We start from the raw sequence: 22,329 nt of genomic DNA, 5'->3' as shown, positions 1-22,329 counted from the left end.
GACCGCCGGCGACGTCCTCTCGGTGACCGCCGGCTGCCGGCGCCGGGCGCGAACCCGGACGCCCGCTACAGCGTCGGTGGGGGGCCGGCGACGGTCAGCTTGTACGCGTCGTCGACGGCGATGATCGTGCCGATGTCGAACGCTGGAAGGGTGGTTCAGGACGCGACCGGGTCCGGTGCCTCCGCGTAACGGCTGCTCAACCGGCGGTAAGGGCGGCTACGCAGGGCGGCGGTGGTGGCGATCAGGCCAATTATCCCGGTCAATACGAAGACCAGAGCCAGGCCGCGCTCGGCGCCGGTGCCGAACCAGTCGCCGATCGCCCGGGCGCCGGCCCCGTCGGTCATGAACGGGATGAAGAAGAACTGCGCGAGCGGCGAGATGAGAAACGCGGTCAGCGGCGACGCGGCCTGCTCGACACTCTGCGCGAAACCGAAGACCCGGCCCTGCCGCTCATACGGGACGACCTTCTGCAAAATCGTCTGCTCGGCCGCTTCCGCGTACGGCGCGAGGGTCATGTACACGAACAGGCCCGCGCACAGCAGCACCACCGACGACCGCAGCGGGAACAGCGCGGTCACCGCCCACAGCACCAGGTTGATCGCCAGCAGCACGCGGACCGGGTTGGCGCTCAGCCCGGTGCGGGCGATCATCAGCCCGCCCAGGATGAAACCCGTGCTGAGGAAACCCCACAACAAACCCCAGACCTGGACCGAAACCAGCGATAGGCCGTACGCGTCCAGCAGTGCCATGAAAATGCCGCCGAGCAGATTGTTGAAGGCCGAGAACACGATCAGCGCGGGCAGGCCGGGCACCGAGCGGACCAGCCTGATCGTGCCCCGCAGGTCGACCTCGCGCTTCTGCGTGGTGTCCCGGGCCGGCTCGGGCAGCGACACCAGACTCAGGTGCAGCAGCGCGCCGCCGAGCACGACCAGCGCGAGCATCAGCACCCAGGTCATCCCGCCGAACGCCACCAGCAGGCCACTGATCACCGAGGTGACCAGAATCGACGTGCCCGAGGCGGTGCCGACCAGGCCGTTCGCCCGGTCCCGCGACCCGGGCTCGATCAGCACCGTGACCAGCGTGGAGAGCGCGATGGCCCGCGGGTTGCTGCCGATCACACCGAGCATCAGCAGCACCACCACGGTCCAGAGCACCGGGCTGGTCGGGTCGGTGAACTCGGTGCGGGGCGCGGCCAGGTAGACGGCGAGGGCCACCGCGTACAGGATCGTGGAAATCAAGGCCGAGACCTGGAGCACGGTCTTCTTCGGGAAGTGGTCGACGAGGCTGCCGAACCAGATGCCGGTGAGGGCGGTCATCACCAGGAAGATGCCGGAGATGACACCGGTGGCGAACACCGACCGCGTCTGCAGATAGACGTAGAAGGTGATCGCGAACCAGACCGTGAAGTTCATGACCGAGACGAGCAGGGTGTTGATCAGGACCTGGTAGAACGCCGTCCGGTTACCCTCGATCACGCTGACCCCTCAGTGGTCCTTCTTGATCACGAAGTAGGAGCCGCGGATGGTGCCGGCCAGCTTCGACTTCTGCCGGGCGAACTTGAACGCCCCGAGCTCTTCCGGGATCTCCATGCCGTCCGAGAGCTTGAACCCGACGGCCCGCTTGCCGCCGTCGTCGATCGTGTACATCACGTTGATCGACAGGCCGCTCTGATAGAAGACGTACGCCATCCGGATGTTTTCCACCTGGAACGCGGTCGCCTCGAGCGGCGGCGAGGAGATGACCAGGCCACGCTCCTCCTCGAGGATGCCACTCACCCAGTCGACGGTCTCCTTGGCCTCGCCGGCGGGCTCGACCGTGAAGACGTGGCCGTACTTGTTCTTGAAGTAGCGGGCTTCGTTGGCCCGCAGCCCGGCCAGCGCGTCCACCACCGGCGACGACTCCAGGCCGACGGTAGAAACGGTCTCGAAGTCAACGGCGTAGGCCATGACGATTCCTCCACGTCAGGTGGTTACTCGCAGCGAACGTTACAAGGATCCGCAGGGTAGCCGCCCCCGAATACCGATCGCCCGTTCGTGGCGCCGCGGCCGGCCCGGACGGTCGAACATTGACACGCGGTGATGCGTGGGTCAGGATCCCTTACGGAACCGGCTGAACAGCTGAGCGCCTCATCGCTCGCTGAACAGGGCTTTTTCGAGCGGCTTGGGCACCGCTCCTCAACCTCTGTGCGGTGTGATGATGCCGCTGTGTCTCCGGGAGAAAACAGCACATGAAAAGAAGAGTGTTTCTTGTTGTGATGGCGATGCTTGCCGGCATCGTCGGGATTGGTTTCGGGGCCGGGACGGCCTCCGCGGCCGCTGCCTCCAGCGTTGCCGCCGGCTATGCGCATACGTGTGCGATTCCGGCCAATGGGTCCCTGTGGTGCTGGGGTGGTAACTACAGCGGGCAGCTCGGGGACGGCACCACCACCGGCCGGGTCGCGCCGGCCCGGGTGGGTGACGCTTCCGACTGGGCCAAGATCGAGGCTGGGACCAGCTACAACTGTGCGATTCGGACGGACCGGTCGCTGTGGTGCTGGGGCAGCAACAGCCGTGGCCAGCTGGGCGACGGCAGCACCACTCGGCGGGCCGCCCCGGTGAAGGTCGGTGACGCCACCAACTGGGCCGACGTCAGCGCCGGGGACAGTCACACCTGCGCTGTCCGTACGGATGGAACGCTTTGGTGTTGGGGTTTCAATCGGTTCGGGCAGTTGGGCACCGGGAACTCGAACTACTACGAGACCGTGCCGGTCCGGGTCGGCACCGCGAGTAACTGGGCGACCGTCACCACGGGTTATGCGCACACCTGCGCGGTGCGCACCGACGGGACGCTGTGGTGCTGGGGGGACAGCTCGGCCGGGCAGCTCGGTCTCGGCTTCCTCGGCTATTCGATCCTTCCGGCGCAGGTCGGCACGGCCACCACTTGGGCCGGCGTGACCGCGGGGTACACCTTCACCTGCGCGAACCGCAGCGACGCGACGTTGTGGTGCTTCGGCGAGAACGGGTACGGCCAGCTCGGCGTCAGCGGCACCTACCAGGTCTCGCCGGTGCAGGTCGGCGCCGGCCGCGGCTGGGCCGGTGTCACCGCCGGCCAGGACACCGCGTGCGCGACGGCCACCGACGGCAGCCTGTGGTGCTGGGGCAACAACATGGCGGGCCAGGTGGGCGACGGCACCACCACCGCCCGCTTCGCACCCACCCGGGTCGGCAGCGCGACCACCTGGACGACCAGCGTCGCGACCTTCTACCACACCTGCGCGGTGCAGACCGGCAGTAGCGTGTGGTGCTGGGGCAACAACGCCAACGGCCAACTGGGCGACGGCACCACCACCCAGCAGCCGGCACCGGTGCGGGTAAATCTGTAGCGCTACGCGGTGTGGGTTCGGACGAAGGCGACCAGGTCCGCCCGGATATCCGGGGTCAGCTGGTCGGTGAAGATGAGCAGGCGCACGCGTTTGTTCACCCGCAGCACCAGCAGGTCGGCGCTCGGCACCTCCAGTTTGTCGAGCGCCGCCCAGCGGATCAGGCCGGCCGAGTTCGGCTCGGTGATGCGCACGCCGTCGGCGTCGAAGCGGTACGTCCGCGGATGGGCGAACTGCGGCCGTACGCCGGCGGTGGCCCGCCAGAGGGCCAGAACCGGGACGACGACGGCGATGAGCGGCCCCACCACCAGGAAGAAAGCGGCGACGGCCGGCCCGGCCTTCGCCGCCGCCACCAGACCGTAGGCCAGGACGAGCAGGCCGAAGGCCACGAAGAGCAGCAGGCGTACGCGCAGGATGCGCCGGACCCCGGCGGAGATCTGTGCCGGGCTGGGCGCGGCCGAGAAGGTGAAGTGCGGGCCGTCGGCGGTCTCGGGCGGCGGGATCGTCGCCGGGGATTCGGCGGAGAGGTGGGCCCGGATGAAGGCGATCAGCTCGGTCCGGGCCTCGGGAGACAGCTGGTCGGTGAAGACCGGCATCGGTACGCGCTGGGCGCGCAGCAGCAGGACGTCCGGCCGGAGTTCGTCGAGGGTGTCGACGGCCGACCAGCGGACCAGGCTGTCGGCACTCTCCACCGTGCTGCGCATTCCGTCCTCGTTGAACCGGTAGGTCCGTGGCCGGGCCAGCTGTGGCCGCATGCGGCGGGTGGCCCGCAGGACCGCGAGCGGCGGGACGCCGACCGCGAAGAGCGGGCCCAGCACCCCGATGATCAGCGCGATGCCGACGTTCCCGCTCGCCGCCAGCAGCCCGGCGTAACCCACGATGATCAGGCCGAAGAACAGGCAGAACCAGGTCCGGCCGCGCAGCAGGCGCCGGGCCACGGACCTGATCTGCGCATCGCTGGGCGTCGCCGAGAAAGCCTCCATGGACGGGAGACGATATCTATGCGTGCGCGATGCGGGTCAGCTGGGGCCACAGTAGAACCAGGAAGACCGCCGAGCCGGCGAAGGCGAACCAGAACGGTGCGGACACCCCCCAATGCGTGGCCAGCGTGCCGCCGATGGCCGAGCCGACGACCAGGCCGCCGAAGACGCCGATCGTGTTGACGCTGCTGACCCGGCCCTGCAGCTCGGTCGGGACGGCACGCTGCCGCACGGTCACCGAGGTGGTGCCCCAGATGAAGGCGTGCGCACCGAAGACGAAGAACACCGGCATCGCCACCCACGGCGTCGTCGTCAAGGCCAGCGCCAGGTGGGTCAGGGTCTCGATGATCAGGCCGATTCGCATCACGTTGCCGAGGCTCACCCGCGCGGTGATCCAGCCGTAGAGGCCGGTGCCGAGCAGCCCGCCCACCGCCGACACCGTGCTGAGCAGCCCGAACCCGGTCGGTCCCATGCCCAGCTGCTCGGTCGCGTAGATCACCAGGACGGCCCAGGCCGCCCCGAAGGTCACATTGAAAATCAAAATCGTCAGGACCAGGGTGCGTACGGCGGGATGGCGCACCGTCCACGCGAGTCCCTCGCGGATGTCCCGCAGCGCGGGGGACGCCTCGCGTGGCGTGGCGGCCGGCAGCCGGACCCGGGCCACCAGCAGCACCCCGGCGAAGACCAGGAAGGCCTGCCCGACGAACGGCCAGGCATAGCCGACCGCGAACAGGAATGCCCCGAGCGGCGGCCCGGCCAGCTGGTTCAGGGTGAGGAAACCGAACTGCATGCGGGCGTTCGCGAGCGGGAGGTCGTCCCGGTGCACGAGCATCGGCGCGAGGGTGGAACCGGTGTTGTCGGCGTACACCTCGGCCGTCGCGAGCAGGCCGAGGGCGACCAGGGCGCCGGCCGCGGTCAGCTGGTCGAACGCCAGCGCGGCCACCAGCGCGGCCAGCACGACGACCCGGCTGCCGTCGGCGACGATGATGATCCGGCGCCGGTCGTGGCGGTCCGACAGCACCCCGGCGTGCAGCCCGAACAGCAGCGGCGGCAGCCAGCGCAGCAGCGCCGCCATCGAGATCAGGAACGCGTCGTCGGTGAGCGCCGCCACCAGCAGCGGCCCGGCCGCGATCGCGACGCCGTCGCCGAAGTTCGACGTCCACGACGAGGCGAGCAGCCACCGGAACGGGTTTCCGAGCCGGGCGGGAAGGACACGTTCGGCCACGGTAGTCACCGCGAGACTCTATGCACACGTCTCGATCGACGCGACGCATTTTCCGACCGGCGGTCAGCCCTGCAGCCAGTGCAGGACCGCGAGCACCCGGCGGTTGTCGTGGCCCTGTTGTTCCAGGCCGAGCTTCTTGAAGATGCTCAGGATGTGCTTCTCGACGGTTTTCTGGCTCAGGAACAGGGCCTCGGCGACGCCGTTGTTGGAGCGGCCCTCGGCCATGTGCTGCAGCACCTTGCGTTCCTGGCCGGAGAGCAGGTCGAGGGGGCGTTGCCGGCTGGGGCGGTCCATCAGCCGTTGCACGATCTCGGGGTCGATCGCGGTCTGGCCGCCGGCCACCCGGTGCAGTGCGTCCTCGAGCACCTCGACCCGGCCGACCCGATCCTTGACCAGGTATCCGACCCCGGTCGCGCCACCTTCCAGCAGGCGTACGGCGTAAGCGGTCTCGGCGTACGCGGAAAGCAGCAGAATGCCCACCCGCGGATGTCGCCGCCGGATGCTCTCGGCGGCGTGCAAGCCCTCGGCGCCGTGCGCCGAGAGGCGAATGTCCATGATGACCACGTCCGGCGGATCGTCGGCGATGCCGGCCAGGAGCTCCCGTTCGTTGTCGGCCTGGTGGGTGACCTCGATGCCGAGCTCGCGCAGCAGCGCGGCCAGCCCCTCCCGGAACAGCACGGTGTCGTCGGTGAGCGCTACTCGCACGGGATGACCACCGTTACCGTCGTGCCGTTGCCGCCGGTGGCGATGGTCATGTCGCCGCGCAGCGTCTCCACCCGGTCGCGCAGGCCGGCCAGGCCGGAGCCGCCGTCGAAGCCGGCCCCGCCGCGGCCGTCGTCGGTGACCCGGGCTACCACCGTGTCGTCGCGCAGCGTCACCCGCACCTCGGCGTGGCCGGCCTCGGCGTGCCGGATGACGTTGGTGAGCGCCTCGCAGATGACGAAGTAGAGGGTCTCCTCGATCGGGTCGGGCAGCCGGTCGGCGGTGACGTCCAGGGTGACCGGGATGCTCATCCGGTCGGCGACCCCCTCCAGCGCCGGTTGCAGGCCCATCTCGCCGAGCACCGCCGGGTGGATGCCGCGGGCCAGGTTGCGCAGCTCGGCGAGGGCCTCGTCGAGGTCGTTGCCGGCCGTCTCGATGGCCGCGCTCGGGTCCCGGCCGCGCTGCGCCCGGTGCCGGGCCAGGCTCAGGCTGCTCATCACCCGCAGCAGCAGCTGCTGGGCGCCGTCGTGCAGGTTACGTTCGATCCGGCGGCGCTCGGCCAGCCCGGCCTCGGCGATCCGCCGCCGGGACGCCTGCACCTGGGCCAGCTGGGCGGCCAGGTCATCGCGGAGCAGGCCGTTTTCCAGCACCAGGCCGCCCGCGACGGCCGCGCTGCGCACCAGGTCGGAGCGCCGGCGCAGGGCGTGGTCGACCAGGAGTACGGCCACGGTGCGGCCGTTGCCGGACGGCATCGGCACCCGCCACCGGGCCAGCTCACCGCCGGTCAGCGGGTAGCCCTCGCAGGTCACGTAGTGCGACGGGCTGGCCTGCACGGCGAGCACCATGGTCGGATCGCCGAGCACCTCCCGTAGCGCGGTCTGCACGTCCTTGAGTGAGGTGCAGTCGGCGAGCCGCACCACCAGGTCGGCCACGCTCGATCGGGCCAGCCGGCGCTGGGTGAGGCTGATCAGGAAGGCGATCGGGGCGATCAGCGCGGTCAGGGCGGTGATCGTGCGCAGCGCGTCGGTGACCGGGGGCGGCAGGTGGAACAGCTGCGCGGCGATGTAGAAGCTGCCCAGGAAGCCGATGGCGATGCCGGCCGCGGTGACCGGCAGGCTGTCGGCGCGTTCCAGCCCTCGGCTGCGGCGGATCTTCAACAGCAGCAACACGACAAGCACCAGGGCCAGCACGATGATGCCGATCTTGAAGACGGCGCTCGCGGTCTCGAACAGGCTTCTGTTCGGCACGATCGTCAGCCACCAGGCATGCGGGTTCCAGCCCGCCCACTCCGGTTCCGAGACGGCCGCGATGAACAGCTTCACCCCGACGATCCAGATCGCGAAGTAGACGAAGTACGCCCGTTCGTAGCGCCGGCTGAGCACCGGCTCCGGGTAGCGCAGCAGGGCCAGCCCGCCGACCGCGAACCACCAGTAGCCGAACAGGAACGAGATCAGCGGGGCCGGGCCGATCTCCCACTCCGGCGGCCAGGTCCACCACCAGGAGGCCTCGTAGCAGAACGCGGCCACGATCATCGCCCAGCCGGTGCGCCCGGTGCTGCGGTCCCACAGCAGGAAGACGCCGCTGGCCGCGAACGAGGTGACCACGAAAACGTAGATCGTGCCGAGCGCGAACTCCGCCGACCAGGTCGGAATCCACGACAGAATCGCGGTCACCGCCGCGATCAGGGAAACGACGGCTATCGCGCGGACCGGCGATTTTCCCTGCACGGTCACATCGTGGCAGCAGCGGGTAAGTGTGCCAAGGCGACGACTGGGGGTTTTCCCTGCTACTGCCGACGGATGGCTCCTCATATGGTTGAGCGATAAACCCATTCAAGGTCATTTTCGGTACGCCGGTGACTTTGAGTGGGGGCGAAGGCGGACCGTGACGGTGGCGGCCGGAGCGGTCTCGCGGCCGGCGCGGGAGCGGCAACTCGCGCCGGCCGCCCGCCTTCCGACCGTTTGCCCTGGCCGGGATACTGACGCGATGATCGCGAAGGAACGGGACAGCTCCGAACGACTCGTGATGTTCACCGACGCGGTGGCCGCGATCGCGCTGACCCTGCTGATCCTGCCGCTGCTGGAGACCGTCAACGAGGTGTCGTCGTTCGAGGATCTGGTGCACGAGCACCGCAGCCAGTTCGCGGCGCTGCTGCTGAGCTTCGCCGTGATCTTCCGGTTCTGGTGGGGCCACCACCGGCTCTTCCAGCACATCTCGAGGATCAGCGGCTGGCTGGTGGTGTGGAGCGCGGTGTGGACCTTCGCCATCGTGCTGCTGCCGATCCCGACCGCGGTCATCTCCGCGTTCCACACGTCGGCCGGGACGGTTTTCTTCTACGGCGCCACCCTGGCGCTGTCGAGCGGGTCGCTCGCCGCGCTCGCCTGGATCGGCTACCGCAACCCCGATCTGGCCGAGGGTCGCCACCCGGTGCCGCGGGAACGGGTGGTCGGCAATCTGAGCATGTTCCTGGCCCAGGTGATCGCCACGGTCGTCGGGTGCGTGTTCGCTGACACGATCAACTTCTGGGCGTTCTTCCTGATGTTCCTGGCCGGGCCCATCGAGCACCTGCTCCGGACCAGATGGCGGTCCTCGGCGCCGGCCACGCCGACCGCGTGACGGGGGCCACGATTTATTTACGAACGGTCGGTCGTTTTGTAGCGTCGGGGGCATGACCGAGGACGGACGCCTCCTGCGCGGGGAACGCACCCGCACCGCCGTGCTCGACCGCGCCCTGCCGCTCGCCACCACCGCCGGCCTCGACGGCCTGTCCCTCGGGCAGCTCGCCGACACCCTCGGCATCAGCAAGTCCGGGCTCTTCGCGCACTGGCGCTCCAAGGAAGCACTGCAACTCGCGGTGATCGACCACGCCCGGCAGCAGTGGACCGACGAGGTCATCCGGCCGGGGATGACCGCCCCGCGCGGGGTGCGGCGGCTGTGGGCGGTGCACGACCGGCGGCTCGCCTTCTACGAGGACGGGCATCTGCCCGGCGGCTGCTTCTTCGCCAACGCCAACTTCGAGTACAACGCCCGGCCCGGCGTCATCCGCGACCGGCTGGCGGTCCAGTTGTCCGACTGGATGGCGTTCCTGACCAGCCTGGCCACCGACGCGATCGAGGTCGGCGACCTGCGACCCGAGACCGACGCGGCCGGGATCGCCTACGAGACCGAGTCGCTCGGGGTGTGCGCCGTCATGCAGGCGCCCGTCCTCGGCCCGGTGACCTTCCGGCACGCGCGGCACGCCCTGCACGAGCACCTGCGGGTGCTCGCCACCGACCCGACTCTTCTTCCGGAGCTGACATGACCGCGACCGCAGTTGAATATGGGCACGTCACGCGCGTGCCGGTGCACTTCGACGACCTGGACGCCCTCGGCGTGCTGCACAACGCGCGCTACGCGGTGCTGATCGAACGCGCCATGACCAATTGGTGGGCGGAACGCGGCGTCTCCTTCGCCGGCGGCCGCCCGACCACGGCCGACGCCTTCAACGTCGTCCGGGAGTACGCCATCACCTTCCACGTGCCGGTACGCGGTACGGGGGACATCGCCGTGCACTTCTGGCTGGACAAACTGGGCAGCAGCAGTGCCGCTTACGGGTTCCGGTTCACGTCGCTCGACGGCGAGACCGTGTTCGCCGAGGGCCGCCGGGTCAACATCCGGCTGGACCCGGCCACCATGCGCCCCGCGGCCTGGACCGACGAGGGCCGCGAGCTGGCGTCGTCGCTGCTGCGCGGCTGAGCTTCCCGGGAGGTTCGGGCGTGCGGGCCTGACGCCCGGCACGCCCGAAGCAGTACTGCGATCTCAGCCGAAATCGACCAGAGCGGCAGAATTGACGGTGGGGCCGGCCGGAGTCGAGGCCGTCGTCCCGGCACCAGCCGAAGTGGCCGGGGCAGCCGGCGTTTCCGTGGCGGCCGGAGTGGCCGGGGTTTCCGTGGCGGCCGGGGTCGGCTCGACGGTCGGCGTGGTGGTGCCGGTGACCGCGGGCGTGGGCTCGGCGGTGGCCGGGGTCGGCTCGACGGTGCCGGTCGTGTCGGTCGCAGCTGGGGTGGGCTCGCTGGTGGGTGCGGTGCCGGTCGTGTCGGTGGCCGCCGGGGCCGGTTCGGCGGTGGGCGCTTCGGTCACGCCGGGTGCGGGCTCGGCCGAAGGCGTCGGAACGGCGCCGTTGTCGTCGACCGGAATCCCCGGATTGCCGGGCGGCACCGAACCGCCGGGTCCGCCGGGCTGGCCGGGTCCGCCGGGCCATGCTGGGCCGTTGGGGTGGCCGTGGGCGCCGGCTAGGCGGTCGACCACCTGGAGCAGCCACGGGTCGTCGCCGATCGCGATGACCAGAACGTGGTGCGGGTTGAGCGGGACAGCGGGCCCCGGTCCCCACCAGGTGGAGACCGTGGTCGCCGTCTGATCGAAGTCGGGAGGCTCGTCCGCCATCGCCGGGCCGGCGCCCATCGTCATTCCGGCGAGCAGGCCGGCGCCGGCGACGACCAGATTCCGTGTTGCCTTCTTCATGTCAAAGCCGTTTCTCTCGGTGGGCATCCCGCGGTTCGGTGAGGCTGTTCACGACGGCGGATAAATGCTGCCTCACCTGTGCGGATGCGAATCTCGAGGCCGGTCGTGAACAAGGCCAAGTGCAGCATGCCGCCTCAGATCATTTCCGTGAGTCCGCGGAATTGCTTCACCTGTGACAAATGAAGTCGGCCGGGAAATGGGCACACGGAATGCCAGCGAAAGAGAATAATTGGGGTCGCCGCAGCGACCGAAATGCCAATGATGACATTTAGGCAACGCATTTTTCGGCGGCGGAGCGGCGCGCTTCGTCCGGGGCCAAGTCCCCGCTGCGGAGCCCGCTAAACCTGCCCGCTAAACCTGCCCGCTAAACCTGCCCGCTGAACCTGCCGCGGGTCAGACCGCCGCCGGCTCCCGGTAGCGCTCGATCGTGCCCTTGCCGGCGGCCTTCGCGGCGTACATCGCAATGTCCGCCTGCCGCAGCAGTTCGCCCAGATTGCCGGCGCCGGTGGTGATGCCGATGCTGCCGCCCACCGTGACCTGCTCGCCCTGCACCTCCATGGGCTCGGCCAGCGAGTGCAGAATCCGGTCGGCCACCTCGGAGCAGCGGGCGTCGTCCTCGGGCGTACCCAGGACCAGCGCGAACTCGTCACCACCGAGCCGCGCCACCAGGTCCCCGCCGCGCACCACGGAGTTGAGCCGCTGCGCGACAGTGACCAGCACGTCGTCCCCGGCGGCGTGGCCGAGCCGGTCGTTGACCGGCTTGAAGCCGTCCAGGTCGAGCATCAGCACCGCGGCCCGGCCGTGCCGGGCGATCATCTCGGCGCCCCGCTCGTGGAACGCGGCCCGGTTGGGCAGGCTGGTCAGCGCGTCGTGGTGCGCCTGGTGGTGGAGTTGTTCCTGCTGGCCGCTCAGCTTCACGGCCAGGCTGCCCACGATGCGTACGGTCAGGAACTGCCGCAGCAGCACCAGGCTGAACGTGGACAGCAGCACCCAGATCAGCACCGGGCTGAGCTCCCCGACCCGCACCTGCTCAACTCCGGTAGCCGCGACGGTCAGCGTGATCGGCACGTACGGCAGGATCGCCCACGCTCCCGCGAAGTGTCGCTGCATCCCGGCCGGCTCGTCCGGCGGCATCTTGAACCGGCTGGCCACGCCGATGAGCCCGGCCGCAAGCACGTACCCCGCACCGGCCCCGAAGCTGTACCAGGGCCGCTCATCGGCCCCGTTGCGCAGCGCGATGAGAGCCGCAAGGGCCAGCACCACAGCGGCCGCACCGAGCAGACGAGGCGCCCGCCCACCGTCGGCCGAGAGATTGCGAGACATAGTGACCAGGGCAAGCGCCGCCGCGAGGACCTCAGGCACGGTGAGCGCGGTAGCGAAGCCGCCGGTCATGCCAGAGCTGGCCGAGGCCGACGAGATCACGTACAGCCAGGTGAGCGCAAATACCGCCCCGGCCACCGCGGCCACGTCGATGAGCCCCCGGAAGAGCTCGGCACCGCGGGTAGGCGGCGCGTTGAGATGCATCCCGATAGGCAGCAGCGCAGCCGCGACGATCGACCCGTAGTTGCCCACGGTGGTCAGAACCGGCAGCCCAAAAACCTCATTGACCAAAAACAGCAGATTCGCAAAGGCCCACAACCCAGAAGAAGCGACCCCCACCTGTACGGCGTGCCGCGCCCGCCCGGACTCCTGCCGAACCCGCCGCAGATAGACAACGGCCGCAGTCCCCGCGAACAGCGTGACGAGCACGTCGGAGACGCTCCGCCCAAGGCCAGCCGGAAGCCACGGCACCACGACCTGAAAGACCGCCGCCACCGTGATCACCACAGCAAGCTGCCCACGCAGTCGCATCATCACGGCCGCTCCCGTCGGCCGCAACCGGTCTTAAATGACCTTGCCGAGCTTTCCGCACCCAACTTGCAACCGTCTTCTCACCGAACCAGCTCGGCCAGCTCCAGAAAGTAGATGTGCCGGTCCCCGGCGGCGACGATCCAGTTCTGGCTGGTGTGGATGCGCTCGAGCTCCTCCTCGACCCGCAGTTGGGTCAGAAGCCGCCCCGCCCGCAGATCCCACACCTGGATGATCTGGTCGGAACCGGCCGCGCAGAGCAGTCCGGTCGAGGTGGCTGAGAGCACGGTCGGGTCGGTCGCGCCGAGATCCAGGGTCTGCAGGAGTCTGCCGCTGATGGTGTCCCAGACAAGTAGACGGCAGTCGCTGATGATGGCAAGCCAGTTGCCGTCGGTCGCGATGGCCGGAACGGACGGCCATGCGAAGGGGTCGGTAATAGCCAAGCGAGGGCTGCCATCGGTGGTGTTCCAGAGCTGGATCCGGCCGGCGTCCTCGACCGTCGCGAGCCAGGAGCCGTCCGGGGCAATCGCCATGATTGGTGGGTCGGTCCGCAGGTCGCGATTCAGCTGAACTGGCGAGGCGAGCGGGTTCTGCCAAACACAGATCCTGCCTTGGCCGTATGCGACGGCGAAGGCGCCTCCGTCCCGAGCGACCGCGCAGGCCGTTATCCAGCTCGCGCGGCGGAGATGGATGGCCAGCCGCTGTCCCTGCTGAGAGTCCCAGATTTCTACTCCGTTGCCAGCCGTGGCGAGCCAGCTCCCGTCGGGCCCAGCTACCAGAAACCGCACCCACCCCTGCGTCGGAATCACCTGGTGCGAGCGGTTGGTCAAGCGATAGGCGATCCGCACCGTGTTGGAATGGGTTGATGCAACCCAGGTTCCATTTGGGTCCAGGGCGACGGCATCGACCTTGAGCCGATAGCCATCCTGGCCGGTGTGCAGGTGTTCGCGGATTCCGCTCTGGAGATTCCAGAGCCGCACCTCGCCACTTTCCAGGCCGACGGCGACCCGGCCGGCCGGGGACACCGACGATGCCGTCAACCATTCGGTTTTGTAGCTCATGTCGTTTCGGCGGTCCAGAGCGGGGGTCGGGTCCCAGAACCGGACGGTCCCATCCTCGGCGGCGGTGGCCAACCAACCGCTGTCCGGCGCGGCGACCAGAGCATGTACCTCGCCGGTGTGGCCGGTGAGGAGGGCGGGCTCATCCCATCGATCGGCCGGCCAGAGGCACAGCGCGTCGTCGCCGTCCCCGGTCCCGGCGAGCCAGGTGCCGTCCGGTGCAGCGGCGAGAGCACCGATCCGTCGGCTGTCGGGAACCCGGATCGGGTCGACCCACGTCGCCGGGTCCCAGATCGCCAGGACGCCACCACGGCAGGCGACGGCGAGCCAGCCGCCGTCCGCCGGTACCGCCGCACTGGTAGCCCGTCCCTCCAGGTTGGCGGCAACGGTCCAGTTGGCGGTGTTCCAGACGCGGGTTCGGCCGTCCCGATCGGCGGTGGCGACCCAGGCCCCGACCGGATCGATCGCGAGTATCACGACGGCTGATCTGCTCGACGGCGGCGCGTGCCGAAGCTGGCCGGTCCCCGGATCCCAAACGTGCATTCCGTGCGTCGTCGTGAGCGCGAGCCATCGGCCGTCCGGGCCCGCGAACAGGCCGGTGACCTCGGTCCTGGGATGCCGGTCCGGCCGGTGGAGTTTGTGCCGGAGCCGGCCGTCGTGCGAATCCCACAGCTGGACGATGCCGTCCGGCCACGCGGCGGCCAGCCAGGTGCCGTCGGGCGCGGCCGCGAGCGCGGCTACCCGGTCGGGACCGCAGTGGAGCGAGCGCGACAGCGCGCCGGTTCGCGGATCCCAGAGCCGGATGACTCCGGCCTGGTCACCGGCCGCCAGCCAGGCCCCGTTGGCCGCGGCCGCGAGCGCATTCGGCGGGCCTTCGCCGCCGGTCAGCACATGCTGGAGCGCACCGTTCTCCGTGTGCAGGAGCCGGATCGCCGGATCCGTTCCGGCGATGGCGAGCCAGCTCCCGTCCGGGCCGATCAGCATCGATGTCACGTCGTCGTGCTGCGGGACGACCCGGATCAGCGTGGCATCGGCGACGTCGGCCAGCGGCAGCACCGGCCGCAGATAGGGACCAGGGATGGTGCTTCGGAGTCCGTCCCGCACGCGATTGAACTCCGAACCCGGGGGCATCCGTGACGCGAGGGTCGCGGCTCGCGCCCCGGGCGAATCGAGCGGGCCGAGCAGATGGGCGTTCCGGCCGACGATCGCCGCCAACCCCTGGCGATCGCCGAGGAGCAGGTCGGCCTCCAGGGCGGCCGGTCCGACCCGTTCCAGCTTGCCGACCTGCCACTGCGGATCGTCGAGCAGGTCGCTCAACTCCCCGTCCAGGCCGGCGCCCCGAAGATGGGCGGGCAGCCACGACCACAGATAGGCGTGCTCGGCCGCCAGCGACGACCAGCCCTCCACGGCCAGCGTCCGATGTGCCTCGACCATCGCGCGGTCCAACTCGGCGCGCCGCTCCGACGTGCGATGCCGCAGGTAGGCCCGCACCACGTCGTGCAACTGCGCCTCGTCCGGGTCGCGCCGATAGTCGGCCAGCAACCCCTGCCCATACAGCCGGGCGCAGAAGCGCCGGCTTCGAAACAACGACCAACCGCCGGTGTACGCCCACAGCCGGGCCACCACTTCGCCGGGAATGGTCACGTCCTCGCCGAACACGGCCAGCTCGAGATAGCGCGAACACTCGTCGTCGGTCAGCCGGCGCAGGCTCGCCCCGATGGTCCGGGCGACCGCCGTGGCCCGGGATCCGGCATCGCCGACGTCCAGCACGGTGATGCCGTCGGCGTGCAGCGCGCCCAGCACCTCGCGCATCTCGGCGGCCGGGTCGCCGCCGTGCTCGACCCCGTCCCGCAGTGCGCCGTCGACCAGGGCCAGCAGGACCGGCCAGCGCCCGGTGGCGGTGAGCGCCTCCTCGATCAGCCCGGCCGGGACACCCGCGACATCGATCATCAGGCGGGCTTCCGCAGCGGTCATCTGATCGACCCTGATCGAGGCGGTGCCCGCCGGTAGGACGTCTCGCTGGCGGGTGGTGAACAGCCGCACCCCGTCGCCGCCGAGCCGGAACGGCTCGACCTGCTCGGCCGCCCAGACGTCGTCGACGATCAGCAGCGCCCGCCGCCCGGCCAGCGCCCGGTCGAGGATCGTCCCGGCGGTCAGCGGATCGGTCACCTCCGGCGCGGCCGGGTCGAACAGCTTGGCCACCGAGGTGATCGCCGCGGCCAGCGCCGGTCCGGCCGCGTCCTCGCCGACGGTCAACCAGGCCACGCCGTCCGGGAAGGCGGCCCGCACCGCCGGGTCGTGCGCCACCATCCGGGCCAGCGTGGTCTTACCGAAACCGCCGGCCCCGACCAGCCCGGTGGTGACCCCGACCAGCCCGGCGTCGGCGGCCAGCACGGCCTCGGTGACCGCCGCGGCCAGCGCCGGGCGGGCCACCTCGTTGCCGTGCAGGGCCGGCACCGACCAGACCGGCGGGCTGGCGGCCAACTCGGTCAACGCCTGGAACAGCAGAGTCTCCAGCCTGGCCGGGTTGCCGGCCGCCGCGAGGGTGAGGCCGCTGTCGCCCAGCCGGTCGTGGAACTCCTGCTGCCGCGGCTCGACCGCGGCGGAGTCGTCGACCAGGAAGACGAGACGGGGAAGACCTTTCTCGCCCGCGACCCGGAACTCCAGCTCGGTGTAGGACTCGACCGGGTTGTCCCGCACCGGCGACCCGTAGCGCGAGCCGGCGATCAGCACGTACACGTCGGCCTTGCGAACGGCCTCGCGGCAGACCTCGGAGGGCAGCGAATCGCGGGCCGTGAAGTACTTCATGTCGGCCACCGCGTGGCCGGCGCGAGCGACGGCCACCTCGGCCGCGATCACATAGGACCGCAGCTCCGAGGTGTGCGACAGAAAGACCCGCCACGGCCGGCTCGACATGACCTACAGCATGCCAGCGGGCCGCACGAGCTCCAGGAAGTAGGCGTGGCGCTGGCCGGAGGCGATGATCCAGTCCTGGCTGGTAGCGCCGGCATCCAACTCGTCCTCGACCCGCAGCGCGGCGAGAAGCCGTCCGGTCGCCGGGTCCCACACCCGAACCAAATTACCAAATCCGACGCCGCAGATCAGTCCGTCCGCCGTGATCGTCATCGAGTTCGGAGGCGTCGGGCCGAGGTCGATAGTGCGCTCGTGAGTCCCCTTGCGGCAGTCCCACACCAGTAACGAGTCAGCACCGAGCAGGGCCAGCCAACTGCTGTCCGGCGCGGCGGCCAGGAGTAACGAGGGCGTGGTGGAGTCGACGATGGTCCGGGCGGTGCCGTCGGCGGTGTCCCAGATCCGGGTCCCGCCGTTCAGCTCGGAGGTCACGAGCCAGGAGCCGTCCGGAGCCATCGTCATGATCGGTGCGGAGGCCGCCGGACCGAAGTCGTGCAGGAGGACCGGGTCCGCCGTGGGACCGGACCAGAGGTTTATCGCACCGGACCGTTCGGCAACGGCGAAAATTCGCCCGTTCGATGCGCCCGCGAACCCCGTCGTCGGGCTTTCGCCGAGGCGAGGTTTTAATAGCCGCCCGCTCCGCGGGTCCCAGAATTCGATGCCAGAGCCGCCCACGGCAAGCCAGGTGCTGTCCGGACCGGCCATCAGGAATTCCGCCTCACCCCAGGTGGTGAGCTGGTGGAGAACCTCTCCGCTCGTCCGATCCCAGACCAGCAGCGTGCCGAAGTCGGCGGCCGCGATCCAGGAACCGTCCGGGGCGATGACAACCTTCGCGCCAATGCCAAGAAGGTTCTCGTCGCTGCTCAGCCGGCCGTGGGTGCGGTCTGCGAGATTCCAGAAAAGCACGTCACCGGCATCCGTGGCGGCCGCGACCCAGCCGGTCGGTGCCACCGCCAGAGGCGAAAACGACGTGGAGAATTCCGGATCGCGGTGTTGGTAGTCGACAAGGTCCGGGTTCCACAACCGGATGGTTCCGTCGTCCGCGGCCGTTGCCAGCCACGTGCCGCCTGGATCGGTGTGGAGGGTGTGCACCTTCTCGGTGTGGCCGACGAGGTGGGCGCGTCGATCCCATCGGTCGGTCGCCCAGAGAACCACTACCTCGCCCTGCTGGGCGACGGCGGCTAGCCAGGTGCCGTCGGGTGCGGCGAGCAGAAGGTGCACATCGTGTTCGCCGCGGTTGAGGAGAAGGGGGTCTGCCCAGGTGACGGTGTTCCAGACGGCGACCATGCCATCCCGACCCGCGACGGCGAGCCAGCCGCCGTCCGGAGCCACGGCCGCGGCCTTGTGAATCTTGAAGTTCAGCTCGGCGGTTTCGGTCCAGGTGGTGGTATCCCACACGCGCATTCCATCAATCGCACCTTCGGTGGCGAGCCACCGGCCTCCGGGGTCGGCGGCGATCGCCCGGAACTCGCCCGGCATCCGACTCAGCTGGCGGCCTGTCACCGGATCCCAGACGTATATGCCGCCGGTGACCGTCGAGGTCGCCAGCCATCGTCCGTCCGGAGCCACCGTCAGGTTCCTCGACCTGACGTCGGTGGCCAGGGTGCGCAGGTATTCACCGCTTCGGGGATCCCAGAGCCGGACGGTCGCGTCTTCTGACGCCGCCGCCAGCCAGCTGCCGTCCGGTGCTACCACGAGTCTGCGGACGGTGGCTGATCCAGCGTCGAGCACCCGCAGCGGAACACCGGTAAGTGGATCCCAGAGCCGGATGGTGCCGTATCCGACGCTCGCGGCCAGCCATGATCCGTCGGGCGCGACCACCAGTTCGCCGGTGGGGTGGCTGGAGTTTTGCAGCGTGTACCGCAACGCTCCACTCCGTGGGTCGACGATGTTGATATCTGATCCGAGGGCGGCCAGCCAACTGCCGTTCGGAGCGACGCACATCGTGAGCAGGTACTCGTCGGTCGCGATGACACGGATCAGGGCGGGATCAGCCAGGTCGGACAGCGGGATTACCGGCCGCAGGTAGGGCCCGTCGACCGTGCTGAGCAGGTCGTCGCACTCGGCGGAGAACCCGAGGTTCGGCGGGATTCGCGAGGCCAGGACGGCAGCGAGCGACCCGGGCGGGTCGAGCGGCCCGAGCAGGTGGGCGTTCTGCCGCACGACGGCCGCCAGTTGGTCGCGTTCGCCGAGCAGCAGGTCGGCCTCCAGCGCGGCCGGCCCGAGCCGCTCCAGCTTGCCGACCAGCCAATATGGGTCGTTGAGCAGATCGTCGAGCTCGTCTTCCAGGTCGGCGCCCCACAGGTGGGCCGGTAGCCACGTCCACAGGTAGCTCTGGTCGGCCGGGAGCGAGGACCAACCGTCCGGGGCCAGCTCCCGATGCGCGTCGACGATCGCCCGGTCGAGGTCCGCGCGCCGGTCGGCGGTTCGGTGTCGTAGGTAGGCGCGCACCACGTCGTGCAGTTGGGCCTCGTCCGGGTCTCGCCGATAGCCGGCCAGCAACCCCTGCCCATACAGCCGCGCGCAGAACCGCCGGCTTCGGAACGCCGACCACCCACCGGTGTGCGCCCACAATCGGCTCACCACCGAACCCGGAATCGTCACGTCCTCGCCGAACACGGCCAGTTCGAGATAGCGGTCGCGCTCGTCCGCGGCAAGACGGCGCAGGCTCGCGTCGATGGTTCGGGCTACCGCCGTGGTCCGCGACCCGGCGTCCCCGACGTCGAGGACCGTGATGCCGTCCGCGCGCAGCGCGTCCAGCACCTCGCGCATCTCGGAGACCGGGTCGCCGCCGTGCGTGATCCCGTCGCGAACAGCACCGTCGACCAGGGCGAGCAGCACCGGCCAGCGCCCGGTGGCGTCGAGGGCCTCCTCGACCAGCCCGGCCGGTACCCCCGCACCGATCATGAGCCGGGCTTCGGCGGGGGTCATCTGGTCGACCGGGACGGCGGCGGTCGACGACGGCAGGATGTCGCGCTGGCGGGTGGTGAACAGCCGCACCCCGTCGCCGCCGAGGCGGAACGGCTCGACCTGTTCGGTGGTCCAGACGTCGTCGACGATCAGCAGCGCGCGCCGGCCGGCCAGCGCGCGGTCGAGGATCGCCCCGGCCGCCAGGGGATCGGTGACCTCGGGGGCGGACGGGTCGAACAGCCGGGCCGCCGACGTGATCGACGCGGCCAGCTCCGGACCGTGCGCGTCCTCGCCCACTGTCACCCACGCGGTGCCGTCCGGGAAGGCAGCCCGCACCGCCGGGTCGTGCGCCACCATCCGGGCCAGCGTGGTCTTGCCGAAACCGCCCGCGCCGACCAGGCCGGTGGTCACGCCGACCAGGGCGGCGTCGGGCGCCAGCACCGCCTCGATCAGCGCCGCGGTCAGCGCCGGCCGGGCCACCTCGGTGCCGCGCAGCGGCGGCACCGACCAGACCGGTGGGGCGGCGGCCAGTTCGATCAGGGCCTGGAACAGCATCGTTTCCAGCCGGGCGGGGGAGCCGGCCATCCCGAGGGTCAGCCCGCTGTCGGCCGCCCGGGTGTGGAACTCGCGCTGGCGGGGTTCGAGCTCGCCGGCGTCGGTGACCCGGAACGCCAACCGGGGCATCCCCTTCTCCCCGGCGACCCGGAACTCCAGCTCGGTGTAGGACTCGGACGGGTTGTCGCGAACCGAGGAGCCGTAGCGGGAGCCGGCCAGTAGGACGTACACGTCGGCTTTGAGCACGGCGTCGCGGCAGACTTCGGCTGGAAGGGAATCGCGGGCCGTGAAGTACTTCATGTCGGTCACCGCGTGGCCGGCGCGCAGCACGGCCGCCTCGGCGGCCTCCACATAGGAGGCCAGATCCGAGGTGTGTGACAGGAAGACTCGCCAGGGCGGGCTGGGCATGCGCTACAGCATGCCAGCGCCGGTCACAGGTCGAGGATCAGCCGCGCGCAGGAGGCCCGGGAGACGCAGACCATCATCGTGTTGCCGGTGGCTCGTTCGGCCGGGGTGAGCAGGTCGTCTCGGTGGTCGACGGTGCCGGACAGCACCTTGGTCTCGCACGTTCCGCAGAAGCCCATCTCGCACGACGACGGCACGTCGGCCCCGGCCGCCCGCACCGCCGACAGGATCGTCTCGTCGGCGCCGACCGGCACGATGACGCCGGTGCGGGCCAGCTCGACCTCGAAGGAGCCGTCGCCGCCGGCCACAAAAGGCGCAAAACGTTCCATGTGCAGGTCGGCCCGCATTGCGGAGAGCGCGTCCAGCATCGGCGCCGGACCGCACGCGTAGATCTCGGCGTCCGAAGAGGACGCGACGATGGCCGGGAGATCGAGCAGGCCGTCGACAAACGTCACCGGGCCGGACAACTCCGCGGCGAAGGCGGTGTGCCGGGCGCCGTAGAACAACGACCAGGGGATGCCCAGGGCCGAGGCCTGCCGGATCATCGGGAGCAGCGGGGTGATCCCGATGCCGCCCGCCACGAACACGTAGCGGGACGCCGGCACCAGCGGAAACGTCTGCCGGGGCGGGCTGATCGAGACCGTCGCCCCGACGTGCAGGGCCCGATGTGCCTCCATCGATCCGCCGCGCCCGGACGGCTGCGCCAGCACTGCGATCCGATAAGCCGATAAATCAGAAAAATCGGAGCAGAGCGAGTACTGCCGAACCAGGCCCGAGGGAAGGTGCAGGTCGATGTGGGCGCCCGGCTCCCAGGCCGGCAACGACGGACCGGACAGCGTGTAGGAAACGATGTCCGGCGCCTCCCACCGCGCCGCGACGACCCGCACGCTAAGCAACCTGGGTCCGCCGCATCAGGTCCAGGAAACACCGCCGGTAGTTCAGCGTGAACATGTCGGCCGGCACTGAGAACTCCTCGACCTCGTTGTCCCATGGGATCTCGCGGGGGTCGAGGTTCTCGACGATCGGCACGTCCTCGAGGTAGACCATCTCCTCGATCCGCAGGTTCTCCGCCAGCGAGAGCCCGGAATACGACGACGAATTCGCCACCCCCCAGAAGATCTTCACGTGTTCGTAGGAGATCGGCGACGGGAAGCCGGCCACCACCCGCACCCCGAGCTTCTCGTAGTCGTAGGTGATCGATGCCAGCCCGGGCGCGACGCAGTGGTAGCGCATCATGCAGTCGCCGTCGTTGGCCCACTCGCCGCTGCCCGCGTCCAACGGCCGGAACATCCAAACATCAAGACCATCCCGGCGTACGTCGAGAGCCTCCACAACCTCAGGCGTCGGCCCCATCGAAACCTTGTGTACGAACGGGAAGTGCGCCACATCGCGGAAGTTCTCGATGGTCACCCCGACCCCCACCGGCGAGTCGATCGGATCGGCCGCGAGCCACTCCAGGTCGGCGTCCTGCCACTCTTCCGGGTCGTACATCTCGGTGATCGGGTCCTTTAAAACGGTCCACACGTGACCGAACCGCTCGACGGCGGGATAGGTGGCGATCCGCGCTTTCGGCGGGATCTTCGACTGGTCCGGCAGCGATGGCACCCGCACGCACGCGCCGTCGGCACTGCCGAACTCCCAGCCGTGGTACGGGCAGGCGATCGACGCCTCCCGCACCTCGCCGATCGACAGGTCACCGCCGCGGTGCGGGCAGCGCCGCGACTGCACGACCACCCGCCCGGCCGCGTCCCGGTAGACCACGAGCTTGACCCCGAGCAGCGTCGCCGGGACGGGCTTGCCCAGGTCGACCGAGCGGGCGACCGGGAACCAGGAGTGCCGCATGGCCTCTTCGGCCTGTGCGCGCTTGGAAGTCATGGC

Annotated in this window: 16 protein-coding genes; 4 read left to right on the top strand and 12 right to left on the bottom strand. The window is 69.9% G+C overall.

The features are described from left to right. Window positions 1-155: 155 nt before the first annotated feature. Together Ate02nite_RS02860 and Ate02nite_RS02855 are read right to left on the bottom strand one after the other, a co-directional pair. Entirely contained in the window at window positions 156-1,475 is a 1,320-nt protein-coding gene (locus Ate02nite_RS02860; RefSeq protein WP_239147071.1) for an MFS transporter, read from the bottom strand. Window positions 1,476-1,484: 9 nt separating this feature from the next. Beyond that, window positions 1,485-1,946, bottom strand: coding sequence for a DUF8821 family protein (locus tag Ate02nite_RS02855; protein ID WP_203798345.1), 462 nt, complete (start codon window positions 1,944-1,946; stop codon window positions 1,485-1,487). A gap of 308 nt (window positions 1,947-2,254) precedes the next feature. Between Ate02nite_RS02855 and Ate02nite_RS02850 the strand changes: the two genes are divergently transcribed. Beyond that, on the top strand, window positions 2,255-3,361 hold the full coding sequence (locus tag Ate02nite_RS02850; RefSeq protein ID WP_438871146.1) for an RCC1 domain-containing protein: 1,107 nt from the start codon (window positions 2,255-2,257) through the stop codon (window positions 3,359-3,361). A gap of 2 nt (window positions 3,362-3,363) precedes the next feature. Here Ate02nite_RS02850 and Ate02nite_RS02845 read toward each other — a convergent pair whose 3' ends face one another. The 4 genes from Ate02nite_RS02845 to Ate02nite_RS02830 are packed head-to-tail and all read right to left on the bottom strand — an operon-like array spanning window position 3,364 to window position 7,992. Continuing rightward, complete coding sequence (locus tag Ate02nite_RS02845; RefSeq protein WP_203798335.1) at window positions 3,364-4,341, bottom strand: hypothetical protein; 978 nt, start codon at window positions 4,339-4,341, stop codon at window positions 3,364-3,366. Between the two features lie 16 nt (window positions 4,342-4,357). After that, window positions 4,358-5,572, bottom strand: coding sequence for an MFS transporter (locus Ate02nite_RS02840; protein WP_203798333.1), 1,215 nt, complete (start codon window positions 5,570-5,572; stop codon window positions 4,358-4,360). A 54-nt stretch (window positions 5,573-5,626) separates the two neighbouring features. Beyond that, window positions 5,627-6,268: a response regulator gene (locus Ate02nite_RS02835; RefSeq protein WP_203798331.1), complete on the bottom strand. Its 642-nt coding sequence runs from the start codon at window positions 6,266-6,268 to the stop codon at window positions 5,627-5,629. Continuing rightward, window positions 6,259-7,992 carry a sensor histidine kinase gene (locus Ate02nite_RS02830; protein WP_203798329.1) on the bottom strand — a complete coding sequence of 578 codons (1,734 nt, stop codon included), beginning with the start codon at window positions 7,990-7,992 and terminating at the stop codon, window positions 6,259-6,261. The genes Ate02nite_RS02835 and Ate02nite_RS02830 overlap by 10 nt, the downstream gene beginning before the upstream one ends. Before the next feature lie 259 nt (window positions 7,993-8,251). On the opposite strand from Ate02nite_RS02830, the gene Ate02nite_RS02825 reads away from it, so the two are divergent. From Ate02nite_RS02825 to Ate02nite_RS02815, 3 genes are read left to right on the top strand one after another with little or no spacing between them, the layout of a single operon-like run. Further along, window positions 8,252-8,881, top strand: a complete 630-nt coding sequence (locus Ate02nite_RS02825) for a TMEM175 family protein (RefSeq protein ID WP_203798327.1) — start codon at window positions 8,252-8,254, stop codon at window positions 8,879-8,881. 52 nt (window positions 8,882-8,933) lie between these two features. Then, on the top strand, window positions 8,934-9,566 hold the full coding sequence (locus tag Ate02nite_RS02820) for a TetR/AcrR family transcriptional regulator (protein WP_203798325.1): 633 nt from the start codon (window positions 8,934-8,936) through the stop codon (window positions 9,564-9,566). Then, entirely contained in the window at window positions 9,563-10,000 is a 438-nt protein-coding gene (locus tag Ate02nite_RS02815) for an acyl-CoA thioesterase (protein WP_203798323.1), read from the top strand. The genes Ate02nite_RS02820 and Ate02nite_RS02815 overlap by 4 nt, the downstream gene beginning before the upstream one ends. A gap of 63 nt (window positions 10,001-10,063) precedes the next feature. Here Ate02nite_RS02815 and Ate02nite_RS02810 read toward each other — a convergent pair whose 3' ends face one another. From Ate02nite_RS02810 to Ate02nite_RS02785, 6 genes are all read right to left on the bottom strand, one after another. Beyond that, window positions 10,064-10,765, bottom strand: a complete 702-nt coding sequence (locus tag Ate02nite_RS02810; protein ID WP_203798321.1) for a hypothetical protein — start codon at window positions 10,763-10,765, stop codon at window positions 10,064-10,066. Window positions 10,766-11,158: 393 nt separating this feature from the next. Beyond that, window positions 11,159-12,619 carry a GGDEF domain-containing protein gene (locus tag Ate02nite_RS02805; RefSeq protein WP_239147106.1) on the bottom strand — a complete coding sequence of 487 codons (1,461 nt, stop codon included), beginning with the start codon at window positions 12,617-12,619 and terminating at the stop codon, window positions 11,159-11,161. 77 nt (window positions 12,620-12,696) lie between these two features. Continuing rightward, window positions 12,697-16,587, bottom strand: coding sequence for a DUF4062 domain-containing protein (locus Ate02nite_RS02800; protein WP_203798319.1), 3,891 nt, complete (start codon window positions 16,585-16,587; stop codon window positions 12,697-12,699). A gap of 3 nt (window positions 16,588-16,590) precedes the next feature. Beyond that, entirely contained in the window at window positions 16,591-20,454 is a 3,864-nt protein-coding gene (locus Ate02nite_RS02795) for a DUF4062 domain-containing protein (RefSeq protein ID WP_203798318.1), read from the bottom strand. A 23-nt stretch (window positions 20,455-20,477) separates the two neighbouring features. After that, window positions 20,478-21,338, bottom strand: a complete 861-nt coding sequence (locus Ate02nite_RS02790) for a PDR/VanB family oxidoreductase (RefSeq protein ID WP_239147070.1) — start codon at window positions 21,336-21,338, stop codon at window positions 20,478-20,480. Between the two features lies 1 nt (window position 21,339). Then, window positions 21,340-22,326, bottom strand: a complete 987-nt coding sequence (locus Ate02nite_RS02785) for a Rieske 2Fe-2S domain-containing protein (RefSeq protein WP_203798313.1) — start codon at window positions 22,324-22,326, stop codon at window positions 21,340-21,342. Between the last annotated feature and the right edge of the window lie 3 nt (window positions 22,327-22,329).

The organism is Paractinoplanes tereljensis (assembly GCF_016862435.1).
Lineage (GTDB): Bacteria > Actinomycetota > Actinomycetes > Mycobacteriales > Micromonosporaceae > Actinoplanes > Actinoplanes tereljensis.
Note: the sequence above shows the minus strand (reverse complement) of the source record. Positions and strands in the feature narration are given on the sequence as shown.